Source organism: Oceanobacillus massiliensis str. N'diop (assembly GCF_000285495.1).
Taxonomy (GTDB): domain Bacteria; phylum Bacillota; class Bacilli; order Bacillales; family Amphibacillaceae; genus Oceanobacillus; species Oceanobacillus massiliensis.
Genome location: NZ_HE610978.1, coordinates 582195 through 599894 on the forward strand (window position 1 = coordinate 582195; position 17700 = coordinate 599894).

The 17700-nt window shown below is 42.2% G+C and carries 19 protein-coding genes; 5 read left to right on the top strand and 14 right to left on the bottom strand.

Annotated features, from left to right (window positions below; all coding sequences use genetic code 11):
• Positions 1-35 precede the first annotated feature (35 nt).
• Positions 36-788: an STAS domain-containing protein gene (locus OMHG_RS12765; RefSeq protein WP_010651264.1), complete on the bottom strand. Its 753-nt coding sequence runs from the start codon at positions 786-788 to the stop codon at positions 36-38.
• A 432-nt stretch (positions 789-1220) separates the two neighbouring features.
• Positions 1221-1496, bottom strand: a complete 276-nt coding sequence (locus tag OMHG_RS12770) for a hypothetical protein (protein WP_010651265.1) — start codon at positions 1494-1496, stop codon at positions 1221-1223.
• Between the two features lie 201 nt (positions 1497-1697).
• On the opposite strand from OMHG_RS12770, the gene OMHG_RS12775 reads away from it, so the two are divergent.
• Positions 1698-1982, top strand: coding sequence for a hypothetical protein (locus OMHG_RS12775; RefSeq protein ID WP_010651266.1), 285 nt, complete (start codon positions 1698-1700; stop codon positions 1980-1982).
• Between the two features lie 75 nt (positions 1983-2057).
• On the opposite strand, the gene OMHG_RS12780 is transcribed toward OMHG_RS12775, so the two are convergent.
• The 4 genes from OMHG_RS12780 to OMHG_RS18780 all read right to left on the bottom strand — a co-directional run bounded on the left by OMHG_RS12780 (position 2058) and on the right by OMHG_RS18780 (position 4807).
• Positions 2058-2840: a DUF2268 domain-containing putative Zn-dependent protease gene (locus tag OMHG_RS12780; RefSeq protein ID WP_010651267.1), complete on the bottom strand. Its 783-nt coding sequence runs from the start codon at positions 2838-2840 to the stop codon at positions 2058-2060.
• A gap of 153 nt (positions 2841-2993) precedes the next feature.
• A complete protein-coding gene (locus OMHG_RS12785; RefSeq protein ID WP_010651268.1) occupies positions 2994-3674 on the bottom strand; it encodes a serine/threonine protein kinase in 681 nt (226 codons plus the stop codon).
• A 192-nt stretch (positions 3675-3866) separates the two neighbouring features.
• Positions 3867-4508: a PAQR family membrane homeostasis protein TrhA gene (gene trhA, locus OMHG_RS12790; protein WP_010651269.1), complete on the bottom strand. Its 642-nt coding sequence runs from the start codon at positions 4506-4508 to the stop codon at positions 3867-3869.
• Between the two features lie 128 nt (positions 4509-4636).
• Positions 4637-4807: a hypothetical protein gene (locus OMHG_RS18780; protein ID WP_010651270.1), complete on the bottom strand. Its 171-nt coding sequence runs from the start codon at positions 4805-4807 to the stop codon at positions 4637-4639.
• 149 nt (positions 4808-4956) lie between these two features.
• Between OMHG_RS18780 and OMHG_RS12795 the strand changes: the two genes are divergently transcribed.
• The gene (locus tag OMHG_RS12795) at positions 4957-5874 is read left to right on the top strand and encodes an SDR family oxidoreductase (protein ID WP_010651271.1); all 918 of its coding nucleotides are present in this window, start codon (positions 4957-4959) and stop codon (positions 5872-5874) included.
• Positions 5875-5960: 86 nt separating this feature from the next.
• On the opposite strand, the gene OMHG_RS12800 is transcribed toward OMHG_RS12795, so the two are convergent.
• Positions 5961-6875, bottom strand: coding sequence for an AEC family transporter (locus tag OMHG_RS12800; RefSeq protein ID WP_010651272.1), 915 nt, complete (start codon positions 6873-6875; stop codon positions 5961-5963).
• A gap of 461 nt (positions 6876-7336) precedes the next feature.
• Positions 7337-8992: a M4 family metallopeptidase gene (locus OMHG_RS12805; RefSeq protein WP_010651273.1), complete on the bottom strand. Its 1656-nt coding sequence runs from the start codon at positions 8990-8992 to the stop codon at positions 7337-7339.
• A gap of 167 nt (positions 8993-9159) precedes the next feature.
• Between OMHG_RS12805 and OMHG_RS18395 the strand changes: the two genes are divergently transcribed.
• Both OMHG_RS18395 and OMHG_RS12810 read left to right on the top strand, forming a co-directional pair.
• Complete coding sequence (locus OMHG_RS18395) at positions 9160-9336, top strand: hypothetical protein (protein ID WP_154648238.1); 177 nt, start codon at positions 9160-9162, stop codon at positions 9334-9336.
• Positions 9337-9369: 33 nt separating this feature from the next.
• On the top strand, positions 9370-10458 hold the full coding sequence (locus tag OMHG_RS12810; protein WP_010651274.1) for a threonine aldolase family protein: 1089 nt from the start codon (positions 9370-9372) through the stop codon (positions 10456-10458).
• Between the two features lie 192 nt (positions 10459-10650).
• Here OMHG_RS12810 and OMHG_RS12815 read toward each other — a convergent pair whose 3' ends face one another.
• The 6 genes from OMHG_RS12815 to OMHG_RS12840 form a co-directional block, all read right to left on the bottom strand.
• A complete protein-coding gene (locus OMHG_RS12815; RefSeq protein WP_010651275.1) occupies positions 10651-11838 on the bottom strand; it encodes a mandelate racemase/muconate lactonizing enzyme family protein in 1188 nt (395 codons plus the stop codon).
• Positions 11839-11851: 13 nt separating this feature from the next.
• Positions 11852-12991 (bottom strand): glycerate kinase, encoded by a 1140-nt coding sequence (locus tag OMHG_RS12820; RefSeq protein WP_010651276.1) that lies wholly within the window; start codon positions 12989-12991, stop codon positions 11852-11854.
• 35 nt (positions 12992-13026) lie between these two features.
• The gene (locus OMHG_RS12825; protein WP_010651277.1) at positions 13027-14370 is read right to left on the bottom strand and encodes a 2-hydroxycarboxylate transporter family protein; all 1344 of its coding nucleotides are present in this window, start codon (positions 14368-14370) and stop codon (positions 13027-13029) included.
• Between the two features lie 126 nt (positions 14371-14496).
• Complete coding sequence (locus OMHG_RS12830) at positions 14497-15558, bottom strand: tartrate dehydrogenase (RefSeq protein WP_010651278.1); 1062 nt, start codon at positions 15556-15558, stop codon at positions 14497-14499.
• 296 nt (positions 15559-15854) lie between these two features.
• On the bottom strand, positions 15855-16541 hold the full coding sequence (locus OMHG_RS12835; protein WP_010651279.1) for a GntR family transcriptional regulator: 687 nt from the start codon (positions 16539-16541) through the stop codon (positions 15855-15857).
• Between the two features lie 327 nt (positions 16542-16868).
• Complete coding sequence (locus OMHG_RS12840; RefSeq protein ID WP_010651280.1) at positions 16869-17054, bottom strand: hypothetical protein; 186 nt, start codon at positions 17052-17054, stop codon at positions 16869-16871.
• A 314-nt stretch (positions 17055-17368) separates the two neighbouring features.
• On the opposite strand from OMHG_RS12840, the gene OMHG_RS12850 reads away from it, so the two are divergent.
• Entirely contained in the window at positions 17369-17689 is a 321-nt protein-coding gene (locus OMHG_RS12850; protein ID WP_010651282.1) for a YolD-like family protein, read from the top strand.
• The last annotated feature ends 11 nt before the right edge of the window (positions 17690-17700 follow it).

Genomic DNA, 17700 nt, shown 5'->3' on the forward strand with positions numbered 1-17700 from the left:
CCATCAAATGAAGAAAGATGGTGGTTTTTTATATGCTAAACAAATTCTTTTATAGCAGCCTGCAGGGAATGGCTGAATTCAATTTCCATGGAAAAACCCCGATGATGCAGCTGCTGCGCCTGATTTGGATTAATGCCCGTAACAATAATATCTTTTCCCAGAACCTGAATTGATTTGAATAGCTCTGCCAGGCCTGCTAGTCCTTCCCGATCAATATGCCCCACTGCCGTTAAATCAATCAATAATCTCTTTACCTCTGCCTTATATGCACTTTTAACAATATGCTCGATCATGGTCTTCACTTTCACTTTATCGATTTCACCGAACAAAGGAACAAGGGCCATATCTTCTGTCACGCAAATAAAAGGAGCAGATAATCTATTATTTTCCACGATAATCTCTTCTGCTCTCTCTTTCTCTTTTAACAGTTCAACATCGGCTTCTTTCAGCCTCAGCTTCAAATCGTCCACACTGCCGGCACCTTGCGTCTTTTCCTCTCTTTTTTTAATAATAAGAACTTCCCCGGACAAATCGCTGTTCCAGCCAGTAAAAAACTCCGCTAGAAACACTTTTCCCGATTTATCAATGATATTTGCTTCAAAGGTGTTCTGCCTGATATCAGGCTGAATAGACTGTCTAACTTTTTCTTTACTATCATTCTCAACAATTTCCATTATAGAAGATGGTGCTGCGAAAAAACCTTTAACAAGAGGAGAATATTCCAGGATATGCAAGTTTTCATTTATCTTAAAAATAAAAACCGGGAGCATACTATCTACTTGATGCATCAATATCACTATCTCCTTTTTCATAACATTTTATGGCCAGAAAGTAATCGGTAACAAACACACAAATTTCCATGCATCTCAACATTTTCAAAAGGATCATCAATGATTGCGCAAAACACATTTAGACTTTATTTATTCAGAAAAATCAAGTTTCTATTAGTTTATCATATTTAAATTCTCAATCAAGATAAACAGACAACCTGATTCAACATCGTCCGATTAGAGCCCGGGAGGATTTAGTAATCTGTAGGCCACTGGTATGAAGGGGCTTGGCTTGCATAAAGGCAGGACAGGAATTACAGGCCAGAGGTGGCGAACTACTGGACGAGTTCTGCGGGTTGCTGGCCTAGTTTGGATAATACTGGCCGGGGGCCGGTATGCGGGAGGGCAAGGGAAAACGCCCTGTTGAAGATTGGGCGTTTTGATAGTGATCTATAAGACATCGTTCGTATTTTGCTGGGCTTCCTTCACTTGCTGGCGTGTATCGTGAAGTTGCTGAAATGCCTGCTGGAATTGCGGATTTTCTGTGGCTTTATCGCCTGCTGACTTCTGAACATCCTGTAATTCCTGTTCTGCCCGCTGCAGTTGCTGCTCTGCTTGCTCAAGGTAATTTTGATCTGATCCTTGTGCAAGTCGGATAGCCGCTTGTGCCTCCTGTATCTGCTGGCTGGCCTGATGCAATTGCTGGTGTAAATTCTGTTCTTCCATAGCATTAACCTCCAATTGACTCTCGATAAAACCTGTCTATAGTGTGCCTTACGTACTGCAAAATATGTATCTTCACTAAATCCTGCTCTCAGTCCAGATTCTTTAAAAATCAACTGAACCCCTGATACACCTGTCCATTCGGTTACGATTGCGTCACATATACTATCCTGTGGCTCATTAGAATTTTTTGGAGGTGCAAGGATGTCATTTGCTCATTATTACGGTGTATGCCAGCAAAATAGGGGCAGAGCAGTGGAAATCAGAACACATGATGGAAGGGTTCACAGAGGGAGAATTCAGCATGTAGATGGCCGAAGAGTGTATTTGCAACCGCTCGGCCGACAAAGTAATCTAGGCGGGTTCGGCTACGGTTTTGGCTTTGGTTCAGGTTTTGGCTTTGGTTCTGGGTTTGGCAGACGAGGATTTGGTGCAGGTATTGCTATAGGTGCCATAGCGGCATTGGTACTGCTGCCATTCTTCTTCTAGTTTAAGCTGTTAAAGAATGTAAAACGGCGTATTTATCTGTTTTACATTCTTTTTATTGACTTTTCCAGTTGAGGACTATCCTTGAAGCCCAGAAGAAAACTGTACAGACGGGACAGGAAGAAGTTCTCTGGTTGATAGATTGTGATTGTTTACATATTCTTTCACAAGATAGTAGCCGAGACAATAGCCAAGCATTTTAGGATAGGACCTCAACCCATATAATAATTTCTGATGCTTGGACGTATTTATCCGTACTTTTTTGCTGCGGGTACCATAGGTCTTCCACATATTTTCCAATTCCTGATCCGTATAATAGGCCGTCCATTCAGCTAAGAGCTCCTTGCCGCATCTTTTTGCAACAGCATTTTCTGCCATGCCTTCCAATATAATGGAATCTAAAAATGTATAATCGCTTTCTTCCTTCTTATATTTTTCCATACGGCAAACATGATTGTATTCATGTGTGAGCAATGCTATTATTTCCCTATCATGATTTTCGGGTGAAAGAAACAGGAAAAGCTTATTATCAAAAGCAAGTCCTGATTTTCCGTTAAAATGACGAATTAAATATTGATTTCCCGTATCAGAAGGAAAGATAAAGACAGGTATATCCGGACCATCCCATAATTTTTTAAGCAGCTGAATTTCACGTGCCACGGTTTGCCATACCTCTTTCTTCTGCAGGGAAGCTATCGTGCCGTTCCCATTTTTATCCGGCCGGTACATACCGTGCATCATTAAATGTTCATAGATTTCCTCTGCTGGACTGCCCTCGAAATAATCCTCGAGCATCTCACATAGTTTAATCGGATCTTCATAATGCTCAAGCAGCCATTTATCTGTCTGAATTACACTCAATATGAGCACCCCAATCGACGTTCACTACACCTATCTTATGCCGGGAAATGGAAATGGTTCACCTGCTGGAATTAGCCATCCTAATTGTGATAGCAGCATATACGAAGCGGGAATATGGATTTTATCCTGTCGTCCGAGAAGTTCAGTGCAAATTTATTTATTTTTAAATGTGATATGCTTCAGAACAAAATGCATAAAATCCTCGAAGGATGGAAAGTTTTTTTGACGCTGGTGATACCATTTACGGATTGTTTCAAGCAGCCAGAATGGAATTGGTCTCCCATCCATTAAGTGATAATAACGACCATACGCTTCTTTCAAATGCTCCCACCGGTAATCATTCCCAGGTTGAATGTATTCAGATACATCAAGGATTTTAGCACGCCCATTTTGCATTAAAATATTTTTCAGATGAATATCCCGAGGGTTGAGCGCCTTCTGTCTTACGTATTCTCTTGCATCTTCTACATCATGGATGACCCGCTCTGGAATATGAACTCCCTGTAACAGACAGTCAAACAGGGTAATCCCTTCCTCATAGCTCAAGACGAGAAAGCGATCGGTTGAGGCAAAGCATGTGGAAAAGAAGGACGAGCCTTCCAATTGCTGGTAAACCCTCTCTTCTGCCTCTATTTTGTCAAGACGATCTTCAGCATAGATCTTAAATGCATATTCTGGTGCACAATACGATTGAAACACCGCTGCATCCGTACCCACTCCAATACATCTGGCCCCCTCTGAATCTCCTTTTATCGTAACGGGCTGATTGTTTGGATTGGAAAGGACAATAATATTGGAGAGCGATTCTGATGCCTTTTGCCACTCATTTTGCATGGGTCCCCTCCTTCAACAGGAACAAAAAAATCAATTTGATTACTTCATTATAGTTAACCGTTTTCTGGTTTATGATTTATTTCCCTGTACCGTACAGAAGTATAATCGGTTAGGAAGCAGCTTGCCGTTAACTCGTTTATTTCAGCAAGATAACATCGGAAGAATTGATGCCCGCCGCAAAGTATACCCTTCTTATGGAAGCAAATACAGCAGGACACAAAAGAAATGCGAGATGGTTCCTGCAAGCACAAACAAATGCCATACCATATGATGGAACCTGAACCCGCGCCACACATAAAAAACTGCACCTACCGTATAGCATATTCCACCTGCAACCAGCAGTATGACACCATTCGGATGTAAATTCTCAACGATTTCCGTCCAGCCGACAGTAATAATCCATCCCATTGCGACATAAAGAATTGTCGAGGTAAACAAGTATTTTTTTACAAAATAGGACTTAAATACAATTCCGGCTATCGCAAGGCCCCATGCCACACCGAACATGGTCCACCCCAGTGTTCCCTGGATCACCAAGATAGTGAAAGGCGTATAGGATCCTGCAATGAATAAATAGATGGATGAGTGATCGAATATCTCGAATAGATCTTTAGCATTTCCAGCCGGCAGTGCGTGTACCATTGTTGATGACAAATATAAGATAACCATTGTCGCACCGAAAATGGTAAAGCTTGCGACATGCCACGCCGTGCCATGCAGTACGGAGGCGACAATTAAAACTACTAAACCGCCGATGCTCATTACTGCTCCTATTCCATGTGTAATTGCATTTGCAATTTCTTCACCTTTAGAGAAAATATGTGTATCTGCCAAAATAATTCATCCCTTACGTTCTTTTTATTATATTATAGCAGGGTTGAAGCAGATACGAAATTCGGGAGTTTATCGGCCCATCCTTATTGGAATTTCATTCATTCTTCTCTGTCAGCCGTTAGAAAAGACTAAATGACCGGATAATATTGTTCATATCGTGGATTGCAGTAGTATGGCGGTCTTGGCCCAATTTTTGGTACTTGGATTTTTTCGGCATTAAGATCATATCGCATTTCTTCTTTTTCTGCCGAGTAGTTCAATAACAATAATTTCACTTCAGGATTGAAATAATAGTCCATCGTTCTCATCTCCTTATTTTTTCTATCCTATTCACTTAACATTCCCAGTGAGCCTGTATGACTATTAGCCAGATTCCCATTCGTCACGACATTTGCCCACCTGGCATAAAATGAACAGATTATACATTTGTCAGGAGGATTGAACGGAGATGACTGAAGATCGTACCCCCGCCCAAACTTATCCGTTATATCCCAATTACGGGAAAATAACACGCTATGAGGATATTGCAATTACCGTTCCTGAGCAGCGGCAATTTCGGCAGCCTGGCCTGGAGCGTTTAATGGTACCAAGACCCATTATCGAAAATCCAAATTATAAAGGAAGCGGCAAGCTTGAAGGAAAAGTAGCGCTTATCACTGGCGGCGATAGCGGTATGGGTGCTGCAGCTGCCATTGCATTCGCAAAAGAGGGTGCAGATATAGCGATTTCCTATTTAGATGAACAGGAAGATGCCGATCGCACAAAAAGAAGAATCGAAGAGCTTGGCAGGAGCTGTCTCCAGCTGCCAGGTGACTTAAGAGAAAAACAGCAATGTATAGATATCGTGAAAAAGACTGTCGACACATTTGGCAAGCTTCACATCCTCTGCAACCACGTGGGCATTCAATTCCAACAGTTAAGCTTAACGGATATAACGGATGAGCAGTTTGACGATACATTTAAAGTAAATATCTACTCCCATTTCTATACGACCCGTACAGCATTGAAATATTTGGAGGCTGGAAGCTCCATCATTAATACAGCTTCCGTTGTTGCTTTTGAGGGAAATGAACAATTAATGGACTACACCGCTACAAAAGCGGCCAATATTGGCTTTACCAGGGCATTGGCAAATAACTTAGTGAGCAAAGGAATAAGGGTAAACGCAATCGCTCCCGGCCGGATATGGACACCTTTAATTCCATCGAGTTTTTCCGCTGACCAAGTCCCGCTTGCCGGTAACCCGATGGACCGTCAAGCCCAACCGTTTGAAGTAGCGCCTACATTCGTCTACCTTGCATCCGATGATTCAAGATTTGTTACCGGTCAGACGCTTCATGTGAACGGGGGTCAGGTGTTTGGATAAAAAAACCTGAAGAGATGTCTCCGCATCCTCTCTTCAGCCTGCAATTTCCTTGTTATAGAATAGAACTTCAGTGATGAAGGCTGTCTCTAGATCATAAAATTGGCAATGATCCATATAAGCATAAAACTCGTAATAATTGTCAGGTTGGATACAGTCCCGATAAACCGTTTATCGTAATTGAATTCCACTGCATAAGGCAGGACGGACATCGCTGCAGGAAGAATCAAACCAATTAAAACGGTGTAGTTGAACATATCATCGAATGGCAGCAGGAAAAACAGGGCAAAACCGGCAAAAATTCCAAGCCCATATTTCATTGCCATATAATGAAACAGTAAGCGAAGGTATTTTTTCTCAATCGTAAAGTTCAAATAGATTCCAAGCAATAATAGCGATAGTGGCATGTTCGCGTACGAGATGATGTCAGCTGTTTCAACTATGAACGATGGCAGCTTCAGACCTGACAGATTCAGCATCAGCACGACGATATAGGTCATCAGCGGAATGGACCTGGTCATTTTCAAAAGCATCGTTTTTATATCGAGACGCGTCTCCTCGCCAGCATAGTGGCTCCCGATAAAATAGCATATCCCGAATACAATAAACGAATTGCCTACATCAAACATAACAAAGTGCTGTATTCCTTCTCTCCCCCAAATTCCTTCTACTAACGGAAAGGCAAAGAGGCCAATATTGAACCCAGGAACCATCATGGAAAGCATCCCCTTCGCATGCCGTGATGGATTACCTTTGAACAGCAGAACTCCAAGCATTGCTGCCAATAAGCCATATGCAAAAGAAATGATGACCAATAAAAATAACGAATACTCCATCACAAAATCATTAAATGTAACGAGTATCAGCGCAGGAAGTGTGATATTAAAAATGATTCTGGCTAATCCTTCGCCATCCTCTTCTTTTATGACATGCATTTTCTTTAATATGTACCCTGCTGCAATGATGACGATTGAATAGATAAATTGGTCATTAAAACTGGACAACTAGCATTACTCCCCACTGCATCTTCTATTTAAATATGAATTTTGTTTTTTATAATGAATTCATTTTAACATAGACTCTTTTCGTAGGCATATTCTTTTTTAATCGCAGAGTTTAGAGAAGATGTTACATGCAGCAGCTTCACGGTGCCTGTCACTCCCCGAATAATGTAGAAAATTGTCGAAAATACCAGGGCAATGCAACGTATGCATTGCCCTGGTATTGTTTTAATTTCTTTTCAACTCATATAAACTAAATAGACCGCTAACTGGCTCAGAGACTAGCCTGCACCAAAGAAGCTAAACGTTCATGCCGATTGCCGAGTGATCTGAAAATCACTTATCGCTTAGAGATGCCGACCAGTATGTCCGGTAAGCCCTCAAACAGTACAGTAACCGGTCAGTGGTATAGCCTCACGATCATTATAGATGATATTCGACAAAATTCGGGAAGTGACAGGCACCTAATAGATGCCGACTTGGTCGAATCCGTTTGCGACTGCTTCTGCTTCCGTACTGTCTTCTCCGTAAATATCGACTGCAGATTGAATCAGCACGTTTCTTGCGTCACTGAAGTCGGATGTTGGTGTCAGGTATACAGTCAGCGCACGATAATAGACTTGTCCAAGTTTTTCTTTCCCGATCTGTTCTCCAATCAGATAGGCTGCATGATTTGTAATGGATGAATTAACATGGACTCCTCCATTATCCACATTGGCTGGCATATCATAAAAATCATCCATATGGGCCGGGTACATCCCATTCCCGTATGGTGCCCTTTCAGCAGAAACAGGGAATTTACTAGGATTACTCAGACTGCGCAATGCAGTTCTTCCATCTTCCTGGGAAGCTGGTGCCATAATATCTTCACCCATTTCCCAATCATCTTCATCTACGAGGGCGCCGAAGATATCTGCAAATGATTCGTTCAATGCTCCTGATTGATTACGGTACTGCAGATTCGCTGAATTGGTAATAACGCCGTGGGTCATTTCATGTGCCGCCACATCAAGACCAGCGGATAATGATACCATGAACTCCCCGTCCCCATCTCCATATGTCATATTACGGCCATTCCAGAAAGCATTATTATAATTATCTCCGTAGTGGACATACGAAATGATTGCCATACCATTGCCATCCAGAGAATTCCGTCCATGCTCCTCCATATAATAGTCATAGACCATTTCTGAATTATAATGGGCGTCTACTGCCGCTGCTTGATATTCATCCTTCCATGATGAACTGCGATTCTCAAAAATTTCTCCTGATGGATGATCATACGTATAAATTCCATCTAATCCTTGATGGGATTCATCATATAATTTGAATACGGCAGGAAGACCAGGCTGTACTTCTTTTGTGGTGTGGATCTCACGCAAATTCCCGTGGACTCCCTCACCTATTCCTTTATGGTCCTTCTTCTTAAGTTCATCAGCATGGAGCAGGGCATTATATTTGTCGATTATCTCCCCTGTATTTGCATCAACAAATACAAACCAGTTACCTGGTTCATCACCTAAAAATGTCAGATTCACTTTATATGCCAGACTGGTTTTACCATCAAATGGGTAGGCAATCAAGTCGGTTGTTGGATCATAGGACATCACAAGAGGCGCTTCAACCGCTGATTTAGCTGCTTTTACCGCATCATTAACAGAAACAGCAGCAGACTTACTGATTACTTCGCCCTCAGCCGAATGATTGTAATGTCCATTTACAGCCACCACAGCATTGTCTTTGTTAAAGTGAACAATTACTTCCGCTCCTTCTATCGGAACATCATTTTTTGTCTGTTGGAAGCGAATGTGAGTCATTCCCAAATTATCCTTTTGAATATCCTTTACTTTCAAATTTTCTTGTGGACGCTCAATTCCTGTTTTCTCCTTGTTCTCCTTTAAGTAAGCTACCGCATTCTCTTCATTGCTGGCAGTCTGCTTCCCAGAAATTTTTTCTTTTACAAATAGCGGTACATTGGCCTTCTCATTCCAAGCTTTCTGCGCCTGTGTGCTCAGAGCTGAGCTGGATTCTATCGGTGCCGCCAATACATTACTTGCCGGAAACGAACCTGCGATGATTGCTGACGATAATATGACTGGAATCAAATTGTGTTTTTTCAAAAGCTCTACCTCCTATTGTTTTTGTGTTAGAATCATTATAGATTAATAGATTTTAAATTGCATGATTATTAATAACTGTTTTAATTTTTAGTTAAATAATAGTATTTACCTTGCATTAACAGGAAGATGATTCTTTTGTTAGGGGTAAGAAGTAGGAGGATTAAAGGATGCTTGGAACAAAGCGTTTCAATCAGAAGCTAAATTCGTATCATACGAATCCCCTGGATATTCCCTCCTTTCTTCACTTCAATAAATTAGCGGATTCATATTTTCAGGACATTGCCGCCAATCCACTGCTTTTACGTTATACTAGGATCAATATAGGGTTTACCCGCAAACCATAACCTTAACTTAAGAAAGGAACAGGTGTTTACATAATGAGTGAAACAATTCGATTAAAAGAATCCTATAACCAAACCAGCTATCATTTGAAAGGTCATGGTAATCGCAATATCGATGTTTTAAGAGAAGCTTTTCATACGGTTGATGGTAAAACGGAAAGTGATATGTACGGTAAAGGACATATCATTGAAAATTTCGAAGCAAAAATGGCTCGTATATTGGGAACAGAAACAGCAGTATTTTTCCCAAGCGGTACGATGGCACAGCAAATTGCATTGCGTATTTGGTGTGATGAAAAAGGTTCGAGAAAAGTTGCATACCACCCATTGTCCCATTTGGAAATACATGAAGAAGACGGTTTAAAAGAACTGCATCAAATCGAAACCATATTGCTTGGTGAAACGGACCGGCTCATTACGTTTGAGGATATCGCAAATATCAAGGAGGATATTTCCTGTATACTGCTGGAATTGCCTCAGCGTGAAATTGGCGGCCAATTGCCAAGCTTTGATTCGTTAAAACTCATTTCAGCTTATTGCCGCGAACATTCTATTAAACTACATCTCGATGGTGCACGCCTCTTCGAAGTTCTGCCCTATTACGGAAAGTCTGCGGCAGAAGTTTGCGCGCTCTTTGATAGTGTCTATATTTCTTTTTATAAAGGGATTGGCGGGATTGCTGGAGCAATTCTTGCAGGTACAGTAGAATTCATAGCACAGTCTAAAGTATGGAAACGGCGTTATGGAGGGGATTTGATCAGCCTTTATCCATATATTATCCCAGCTGATTATTATGTCGATCAGCGCTCACATAAGATGGACCAGTACTGGAAGGGAGCCAAGGAGCTGGCCGGATACTTCAATTCCTGTCATGGCATATCCACGGTCCCACTCAAACCGGTGTCGAATATGTTCCATGTTCATTTTCATTATGCTAACGAACAAGTAGCGGCGATTCTGACAGAGGTTCAGCAGGCAACCGGCATCGGATTCACCAGCTACTTGGTGAAGATGAATGAAGGATCCTGTTACTGTGAAATCAGCATTGGCGATTTGTATAAGGGAATCCCAAAAGAGGATCTCCGTGCAGCCTTCAAGCTTCTAGACGAAAAAATGAAACAATAACCAAAGCAGCAAAACACGTAAACAGGACCAGCCAGTGCGCTCGTTTTTTATAAATAAGTGAGTTTTTACTGCCGCATGTATAAATTTCATGCTCTGCGGTCCACACATTGCAATTTTTCAGTTTTGAGAAAAAAGCAAAGACCTTAAAGCCATATACCTGCTTTAAGGTCTTTCCATTTTTAATACGCTACCTTATTGGTCAACAATCGATCCATCCATATGCAGTCTTGTGTTAACCTCTCTCCGCTTATATGGAAACTTCTCTTCCGCATCTTCCACCAGATCAATTCCAATACCAGCTTGTACAGGCACCTCAATAAATCCATCCGTAACCGAAGGAACCCACGTTACCATATCACGCTGCTTAAATTTCACTTCTTCGATGGCATCGGTACTGGTAAACCTTTCTGTAGCCGATATGGTGTTGTGGTCTGGGAGTTCCTGTATCGCCAGATTATCCACTGCTGTCGCAATCTGAATACATGCAGCAGTACTGACAGGACTCAACGGGTTATGCGGAACGATTGGTACGCCATGTGCTTCCGCAATTGCAGCAATTTTCTTCGTACCGCTAATACCGCCGCAAAGGCACACACTTGTCCTTGCATAGGACATAGCATTCCGCGAGAGAAGCATTTCGAATTCCTGGATAGAATGGATTCTTTCTCCAGTTGCGATTGGTACATTTGATTTACTGGCCACAAGTGCCATGGAATCAAAATTATCCGGCGTTAGGGGATCTTCCAAAAAGAATGGATGATACTTTTCGACTGCTTTTGAAAATGCAATTGCTTCTCCCGGTTTCATCCTTCGATGCAATTCCAGACAGAGGTCCACATCATCCCCGACCGCCTCGCGGATTATCCGTACTCGCTCAACAGCTTCATTGATCATTTTTACATAGGGCTGGAAATAAGGCGTGCTTCTTGGCTCATCTAAAAAGGGAGATAGATGGCCAATTGCATTAAAGCCCTGTTCTTTTGCTTTGACACAGTTTGCCACAAGTTCTTCCGTCGTCTCACCGTGCACATGATAATAGGTTCTGATTTTATCCCTGCTTTTACCTCCAAGCAGCATATATGTTGGCACATTAAAATATTTCCCGGCAATGTCCCATAAGGCTATGTCAACCGCACTGATTGCCCCCATGATGGCAGCACCCCGAAAATGGAAGGAACGGTACATATATTGCCAATGATGTTCAATTTGCAGCGGATCTTTTCCAATGAGATAGGATTTAAACGAGTTAACTGCCTCAGCAGAAGCATCCAGAAACCCCCATGCACCGGATTCTCCAAGACCTGTGATTCCTTCGTCCGTAAATACTTTCACATACAAAAACCTATTTACAGGTATAACCTTTACATCTGTAATTTTCATTGTATTCCCCCTCTTACTTGATGGCTTTTACCAACCGAAATAATTGATTGGCGGTGAATCTTAAATTATCAAATGCAGTCTCTGTATCCATCGCATCTTCCAGTGTCATCGGCTTATTCATAATCGAGAAGCAGGATGTTATCCCATCGTCATTCAAAGTAAATTTCTCCTGATTGATCCCTCCTGCTAAAGCAATGACCGGGATATCATATTTGTCTGCAAGCTGCGCAACCCCCAAGGGAGCTTTCCCCATAGAAGTCTGCCCATCAAGCCGGCCTTCTCCTGTAATCACAAAATCAGCATCCTCGATTTGTTTCGCAAGTTTAACCTGTTTCAGCACCAGTTCAATCCCCGACTGCAGATTTGCCTGAAGAAAACCTGCAAAAGCGGCCCCTAAGCCACCTGCTGCCCCAGCTCCTTCCATCGCATGAATATCCAGATTCAGCTCTTCTGAGACTCTGTCGGCAAAATGCTTCAGCCCTTTATCGAGCAATCGTACATCTCCTTCACTTGCCCCTTTTTGCGGACCGTATACATGGGCAGCTCCGTCGATACCATAAAGAAAATTTTTCACATCACATGCCACCTGGAAACGGCATTCCTTTAACACATTATTAGCCTGCTTTATATCAATAGTTTGAATTTCACTAAGACTTCCTCCGCCAAATCCCACTTCTTCCTTCTTTTCATTCAGGAAACGATAACCCAACGCCTGAAGCATACCAATACCGGCATCTGTGGTCGCACTGCCGCCAAGTCCAATTATAAAGCTGCGGCAACCTTTGCTGATTGCATCATTAATCAGTTCGCCCACACCATATGTCGTTGCCTTTAACGGCTGTTGCTCTTCCCGGTGAATCAGCGGCAGGCCACAGGCAGCCGCTATTTCAATCATCGCCGTTTCCCCGTCCCCTGATATGCCGTATTTTGCCGTTACATTTTCTCCCAACGGCCCGGTCACCCGCTTTTCCACCCACCTTCCTTTCATCGCATGGATCAATGCCTCTGTCGTTCCTTCGCCACCATCTGCAAGGGGAAGCGCTATTATATCTGCATCTGGATAAATTTCCATTATTCCTTTGGAAATGGCTTCGCTTCCTTTTGAGGAGGAGATGCTTCCTTTAAACGAATCAATCGCGATCAATACCTTCATTCCCAACCCTCCTTGAACATTATCTTTATAATTATTTACATTAGGAAAGGAGCTAAGATCGATAAAATGATCAGCATCATCGCACCACCGATACGAGATGATATTTGCAGGAATGGCATCAATCCCATTCTTTCCGCGGCACTGAGTACTGCCACATCACCGGAACCGCCCATGTCCGCCATACCAAGACCAGCAGAAATGGAAGACTCCACAAAATAGAATCCGACCAATAGACCAAAAAATCCAGCAGCAAGCACAGCAATAATTACGGTCATAACGGTCAAGCTGATGTAACTAGGATTTGTCAGGATATCCATTACACTTGAAAAATCAATCATACCTGCACTGATTGCTACAAGAATCGCCGGAACCCATGCTTTTGTGATCAGTTCATACCAATCCTCAGCCGCTTTTTCTATATAACCCGGAAGCAGGTTGAAGATTTTTAGAGCTGCCGCACCCAAGATAATCCATACATATGAATGAAATGTCGGAATGAGTTCAGCAACAATTTTCCCAAAGACAAAGATTGTTGTTGCAACAATGATCCCAATGATTAGGCTATTGATAGTAAAAGGAAATGCAGAATTATCACTTTTTAGATTGAGTTCCTCTTCTCCCTCTTTTAATCTCAATATCTGCCCATCGCCAGAAAAGTTTTTCAATCTGTTTTTTCTTTTCCCCAAACCATTTAAGGCACCCGCCGCAAGGATACATACCATGTTGCCGACCATAACAGCTGGAGCAATTTGTGCTAGGACGGCTCCCGAACTCTCGCCAGTAGTGGATGAAAAAATTTCGGCCATCGGTACCGCTCCTGCAGCCATTCCCCCTCCCATAATGGGGCCAACAACAAAGAAAATGGTTCTGCTGAATCCGAATCCAACCAGATGACCAACAAGCCCACCAATCAACAATGCGGAGATTACAGCACCCAACAGCGGAACGAAAAAGCGGGCACCAACCTTCATCAGCATTTTGCGATCCATACTTAAAATACTTCCGACAATAATACCTGTCACTGCAAAATCAGAAAAACCGATCTCATTATAGAATGTATCTGTCAATGTCCCGACACTCTCTGGCAGCCACCCCCAAAAGAGGAATAATGCAGGTATCAAAATACACAAAATCGGTCCGCCGCCAAACGTATTGAATACGGGAATCTGATCACCAATCCACATCAGCAATATCCCAAGAACCATCGAGACAATCAGCCCGCTCGCAAAATTCATCGGCAGAATTTCCATATAAACACCAACGAGTAATACAGCTACAATTGCCAAGAAGATCGGTCCCTCGATACCAGCGATTTTGAATTTCTGTTTTGGATTCAGATCATAGTCTTCCAATACTTCTTCCTGTTTCAGATTGCTCATGTTAACACTCCTTTTATTGTGGTGATTGGGTAACGGTTTATAGAAAGCGCTTGCATTCAATTGCCAATATAGGAATCTATCCTAAAAGATTAAATAGATTCCCACCAGGACACTGCTACTATGATGTTAGGTTCTCGCTTTTAAGCGACTGATGAGCTCCTCCGTAACTTCCTTTGTTGTATGCTTTCCGCCGATATCCGGTGTGATGATCCCGTCACTTGTTACACTTTCAACAACATCCAGCAGCAATGTTCCAATTTCCTCTTCCCCGATATGATCAAGCATCATTTTTGCTGTCCAGATTTGACCAATTGGATTGGCAATTCCTTTCCCGATGATATCCGGAGCTGAACCATGAACCGGTTCAAACATCGATGGATATTTTCCATTCACATTTATATTTGCAGCAGGTGCAATTCCAACGCTACCCATTATTGCGGCACCAATATCCGTTAAGATATCCCCAAACAGGTTACTGGCTACAATGACATCGAATTTATCCGGGTGCGTTACGAAGAAAGCCGCCAGGGCATCAATATGCTGCGAATCCGTCTGGATATCCGGATATTCCTTGGAGACATCTTTAAATACTTCATCCCAAAAAGGCATGGAGTGGACGATCCCATTTGACTTTGTCGCACTGGTCACATGCTTTCCTCGCTTGGAAGACAGCTCAAATGCATAGCGCATGGCTCGTTCTGTTCCTCTTCGCGAAAAGATATTATTCTGGATAGCAATTTCATCTTCCTCGCGAAAAATCCTGCCTCCAACCTCACTGTATTCACCTTCACTATTTTCCCGAACCACAATCAAATCAAAGTCCTTGGGATTCACTAGCGGCGACCTTATACCTTGAAGAACTTTCGCTGGACGAATATTAATTTCCTGTTCAAATTCACGGCGAAGCTTGATTAAAAGCCCCCATAAGGAAATATGATCCGGAACTAGCTTAATGTTTCCAACAGCCCCGAGGAATATGGAATCAAAATCTTTTAACCTTTCCAGTCCCTCTTCCGGCATCATGACTCCATGCTCGAGATAATACTCACAACTGTACGGAAACTCTGTAAACTCAAAAGATAAACCACCATGCAATTCTGATACCGCTTTCAAAACATCGGTAGCAGCAGGTACAACTTCTTTACCTATCCCGTCTCCAGGAATGCTTGCAACCTTAAATTTTTTCATTCTGTAAGCCTCCTACATCTATATCCTCCAACAGTCGTCAGTCGACTGTTCTGAATTTAAACTCACTATATAATAAATTCTGTTTTTTAGCAATAATATTTTAATTTATTTTTTAATAATTTAAAAAATAATTCGCTAAAGGATTGCTGTCCAATATTTAAACTTAGACAGTGATGATGGATAACAAATTCAAACTATCGAAATAAACTTTCTTTCCCCTAGGCTTGCTGCGGTACCAACAGAAAAAGCTGCCATTCTATTAAAGAATGCAGCTTGACCGTTTACAACAACCATTTTCATGATAAGAGTTTTTGATTTTCCACCGATTCCTGAAGGCTTTCCAATAAATGATCCACATCAAGCTCCAAATGCTTCATCATCTCTTCTGAGGCGAGTGATTCATCTCTTGCTTTGATATACCCGAAGATTCGCCTGTGCTGATCCAGAATCTCCTGCGCCCTGTCGCTTCCCTTAAAATTCAAAATCCGAAAATAATAGATGATTCCCTTCAGATCATGGACCTGCTTCTGCAGCCGATTGTTCTGAGAGTGCGTGAGGATTAAATGATGGAATTGCTCATTAAGGGGGATAATGGTATGCTGGCTGCTGCCAATTTTAATCGCTGCCTCGGTATCATCCAACACTTTTTCGATTGCTGCCAGTTCACTCTCGTTCGCCAGTCTTGTCGTTAGCTTCACCGCAAATGATTCTAGCGCCATTCGGCATTGATAAATATCCTTCACGTCTTTTAGCGTTGGCTTATAGACGACCACCTTTGACTTATCCACAACCAACAGCCCTTCTTTTTCAAGAATCCGTATCGCTTCCCTTATCGGACTCTTGCTGACGTTATATTCCTTCGCCAACTGCGTTTCATTAACCCGCTCCCCCGGCTGATATTTCCCATCAAAAATCATCTGTCTGATCAGGTGATAAAATTGTACGTAATAAGGTTCTCTCTTCTCTAAAATTCGTTCACTCATCATTAACCTCTTTCCTGTCAGCTGAATTGTATCGTTGAAATTGAATATCGCGCTGTTAAAGCTAAATCGCTTTACTCCTGTAATGTATACCCCTTTCTCTCAACTATATCCAGATACGTAAAAATAATCAACTGAACTTTTATAAAATTCCCATTTTATGTATAGCGCTATTGGAAATCGGGTGCGGGTGCGGGTGCGGGTGCGGGTGCGGGTAATGGGAATGGGAATGGGAATCAAGAAGAAGTTTAGCCGGTTATTTAGGCTGCTCCGGAACATACGGCGGACGTAGGAAGTTATACGAGGCCTCGAATTTGTGAACATCAGTATTTATCTTGTGAACATCAGCTTTTTTCTTGTGAACATCAGCCATTTCTCTGTGAGCATCAGCCATTTTAGTGGAAATATCAGCATTTCGAGATTACCGGCCGCATTCGGGCGATTACCGGCCCTCATCCGAACAACACCGGGACGCCCTACACGATCTGAAATTTCCCGTTTCCGTCGCCGCAACATCTATTTCCCAAAATTAACCTTACATATTTTTCAAGGGGATGTGATATAATAAGAACAAACGTTTGGAACATTTGTTCTCGAAAAGGAGTGAGGTTCATGAAAAAGCTATTATGGCAGTCTTATGAAAGTAGGGAGAGGATCATCATTTTTTATATGGACCGGCAGCATCGCGTTACCGGGCGATATATTCGTGTACTTGAGATGCATGATGAGTCCTTGTTGGCATATTGTTATTTCAGGAAGGAAGTACGATCCTTTAGAATTGAAAATATCCTTTCGGCTGGAACCGCAGGACGAAGGGTGGGTGCTTGACTTTGCATGATCGCGGAAATATTAAATGGGCGGCAATGATGCTGCCTGAGCACAATGAATTGTTGAAGGATTTTTGGAAGCAGCAGGAATATAAAGAAAAACCGACACTTGATGAACAGCAGGCCGGAGAAATAAATATGAAACTGCAGCTGGCAATTCATAATGATCTAACCGTTCGCCTTACCTATTTTGCAGCACACGACTATAAAGAAATAACCGGCAAAATATCTAAAATTGATTCCATTCATGGATTGATTACAATGAACGCGGATGATCCATTTATTATCCGGCTCGCGGACTTACTGAATGTCATCATTGACTAGCACGTTGGATT

Coding starts and splice junctions, on each gene's coding strand:
- OMHG_RS12835 (WP_010651279.1), bottom strand. CDS start 16,541: ATGAGTGAACGAATTTTAGAGAAGAGAGAACCTTATTACGTACAATTT.
- OMHG_RS12795 (WP_010651271.1), top strand. CDS start 4,957: ATGACTGAAGATCGTACCCCCGCCCAAACTTATCCGTTATATCCCAAT.
- OMHG_RS12840 (WP_010651280.1), bottom strand. CDS start 17,054: ATGTTGCGGCGACGGAAACGGGAAATTTCAGATCGTGTAGGGCGTCCC.
- OMHG_RS12830 (WP_010651278.1), bottom strand. CDS start 15,558: ATGAAAAAATTTAAGGTTGCAAGCATTCCTGGAGACGGGATAGGTAAA.
- OMHG_RS12785 (WP_010651268.1), bottom strand. CDS start 3,674: ATGCAAAATGAGTGGCAAAAGGCATCAGAATCGCTCTCCAATATTATT.
- OMHG_RS18780 (WP_010651270.1), bottom strand. CDS start 4,807: ATGGACTATTATTTCAATCCTGAAGTGAAATTATTGTTATTGAACTAC.
- OMHG_RS12765 (WP_010651264.1), bottom strand. CDS start 788: ATGCATCAAGTAGATAGTATGCTCCCGGTTTTTATTTTTAAGATAAAT.
- OMHG_RS12770 (WP_010651265.1), bottom strand. CDS start 1,496: ATGGAAGAACAGAATTTACACCAGCAATTGCATCAGGCCAGCCAGCAG.
- OMHG_RS12825 (WP_010651277.1), bottom strand. CDS start 14,370: ATGAGCAATCTGAAACAGGAAGAAGTATTGGAAGACTATGATCTGAAT.
- OMHG_RS12820 (WP_010651276.1), bottom strand. CDS start 12,991: ATGAAGGTATTGATCGCGATTGATTCGTTTAAAGGAAGCATCTCCTCC.
- OMHG_RS12775 (WP_010651266.1), top strand. CDS start 1,698: ATGTCATTTGCTCATTATTACGGTGTATGCCAGCAAAATAGGGGCAGA.
- OMHG_RS18395 (WP_154648238.1), top strand. CDS start 9,160: ATGCTTGGAACAAAGCGTTTCAATCAGAAGCTAAATTCGTATCATACG.
- OMHG_RS12810 (WP_010651274.1), top strand. CDS start 9,370: ATGAGTGAAACAATTCGATTAAAAGAATCCTATAACCAAACCAGCTAT.
- OMHG_RS12815 (WP_010651275.1), bottom strand. CDS start 11,838: ATGAAAATTACAGATGTAAAGGTTATACCTGTAAATAGGTTTTTGTAT.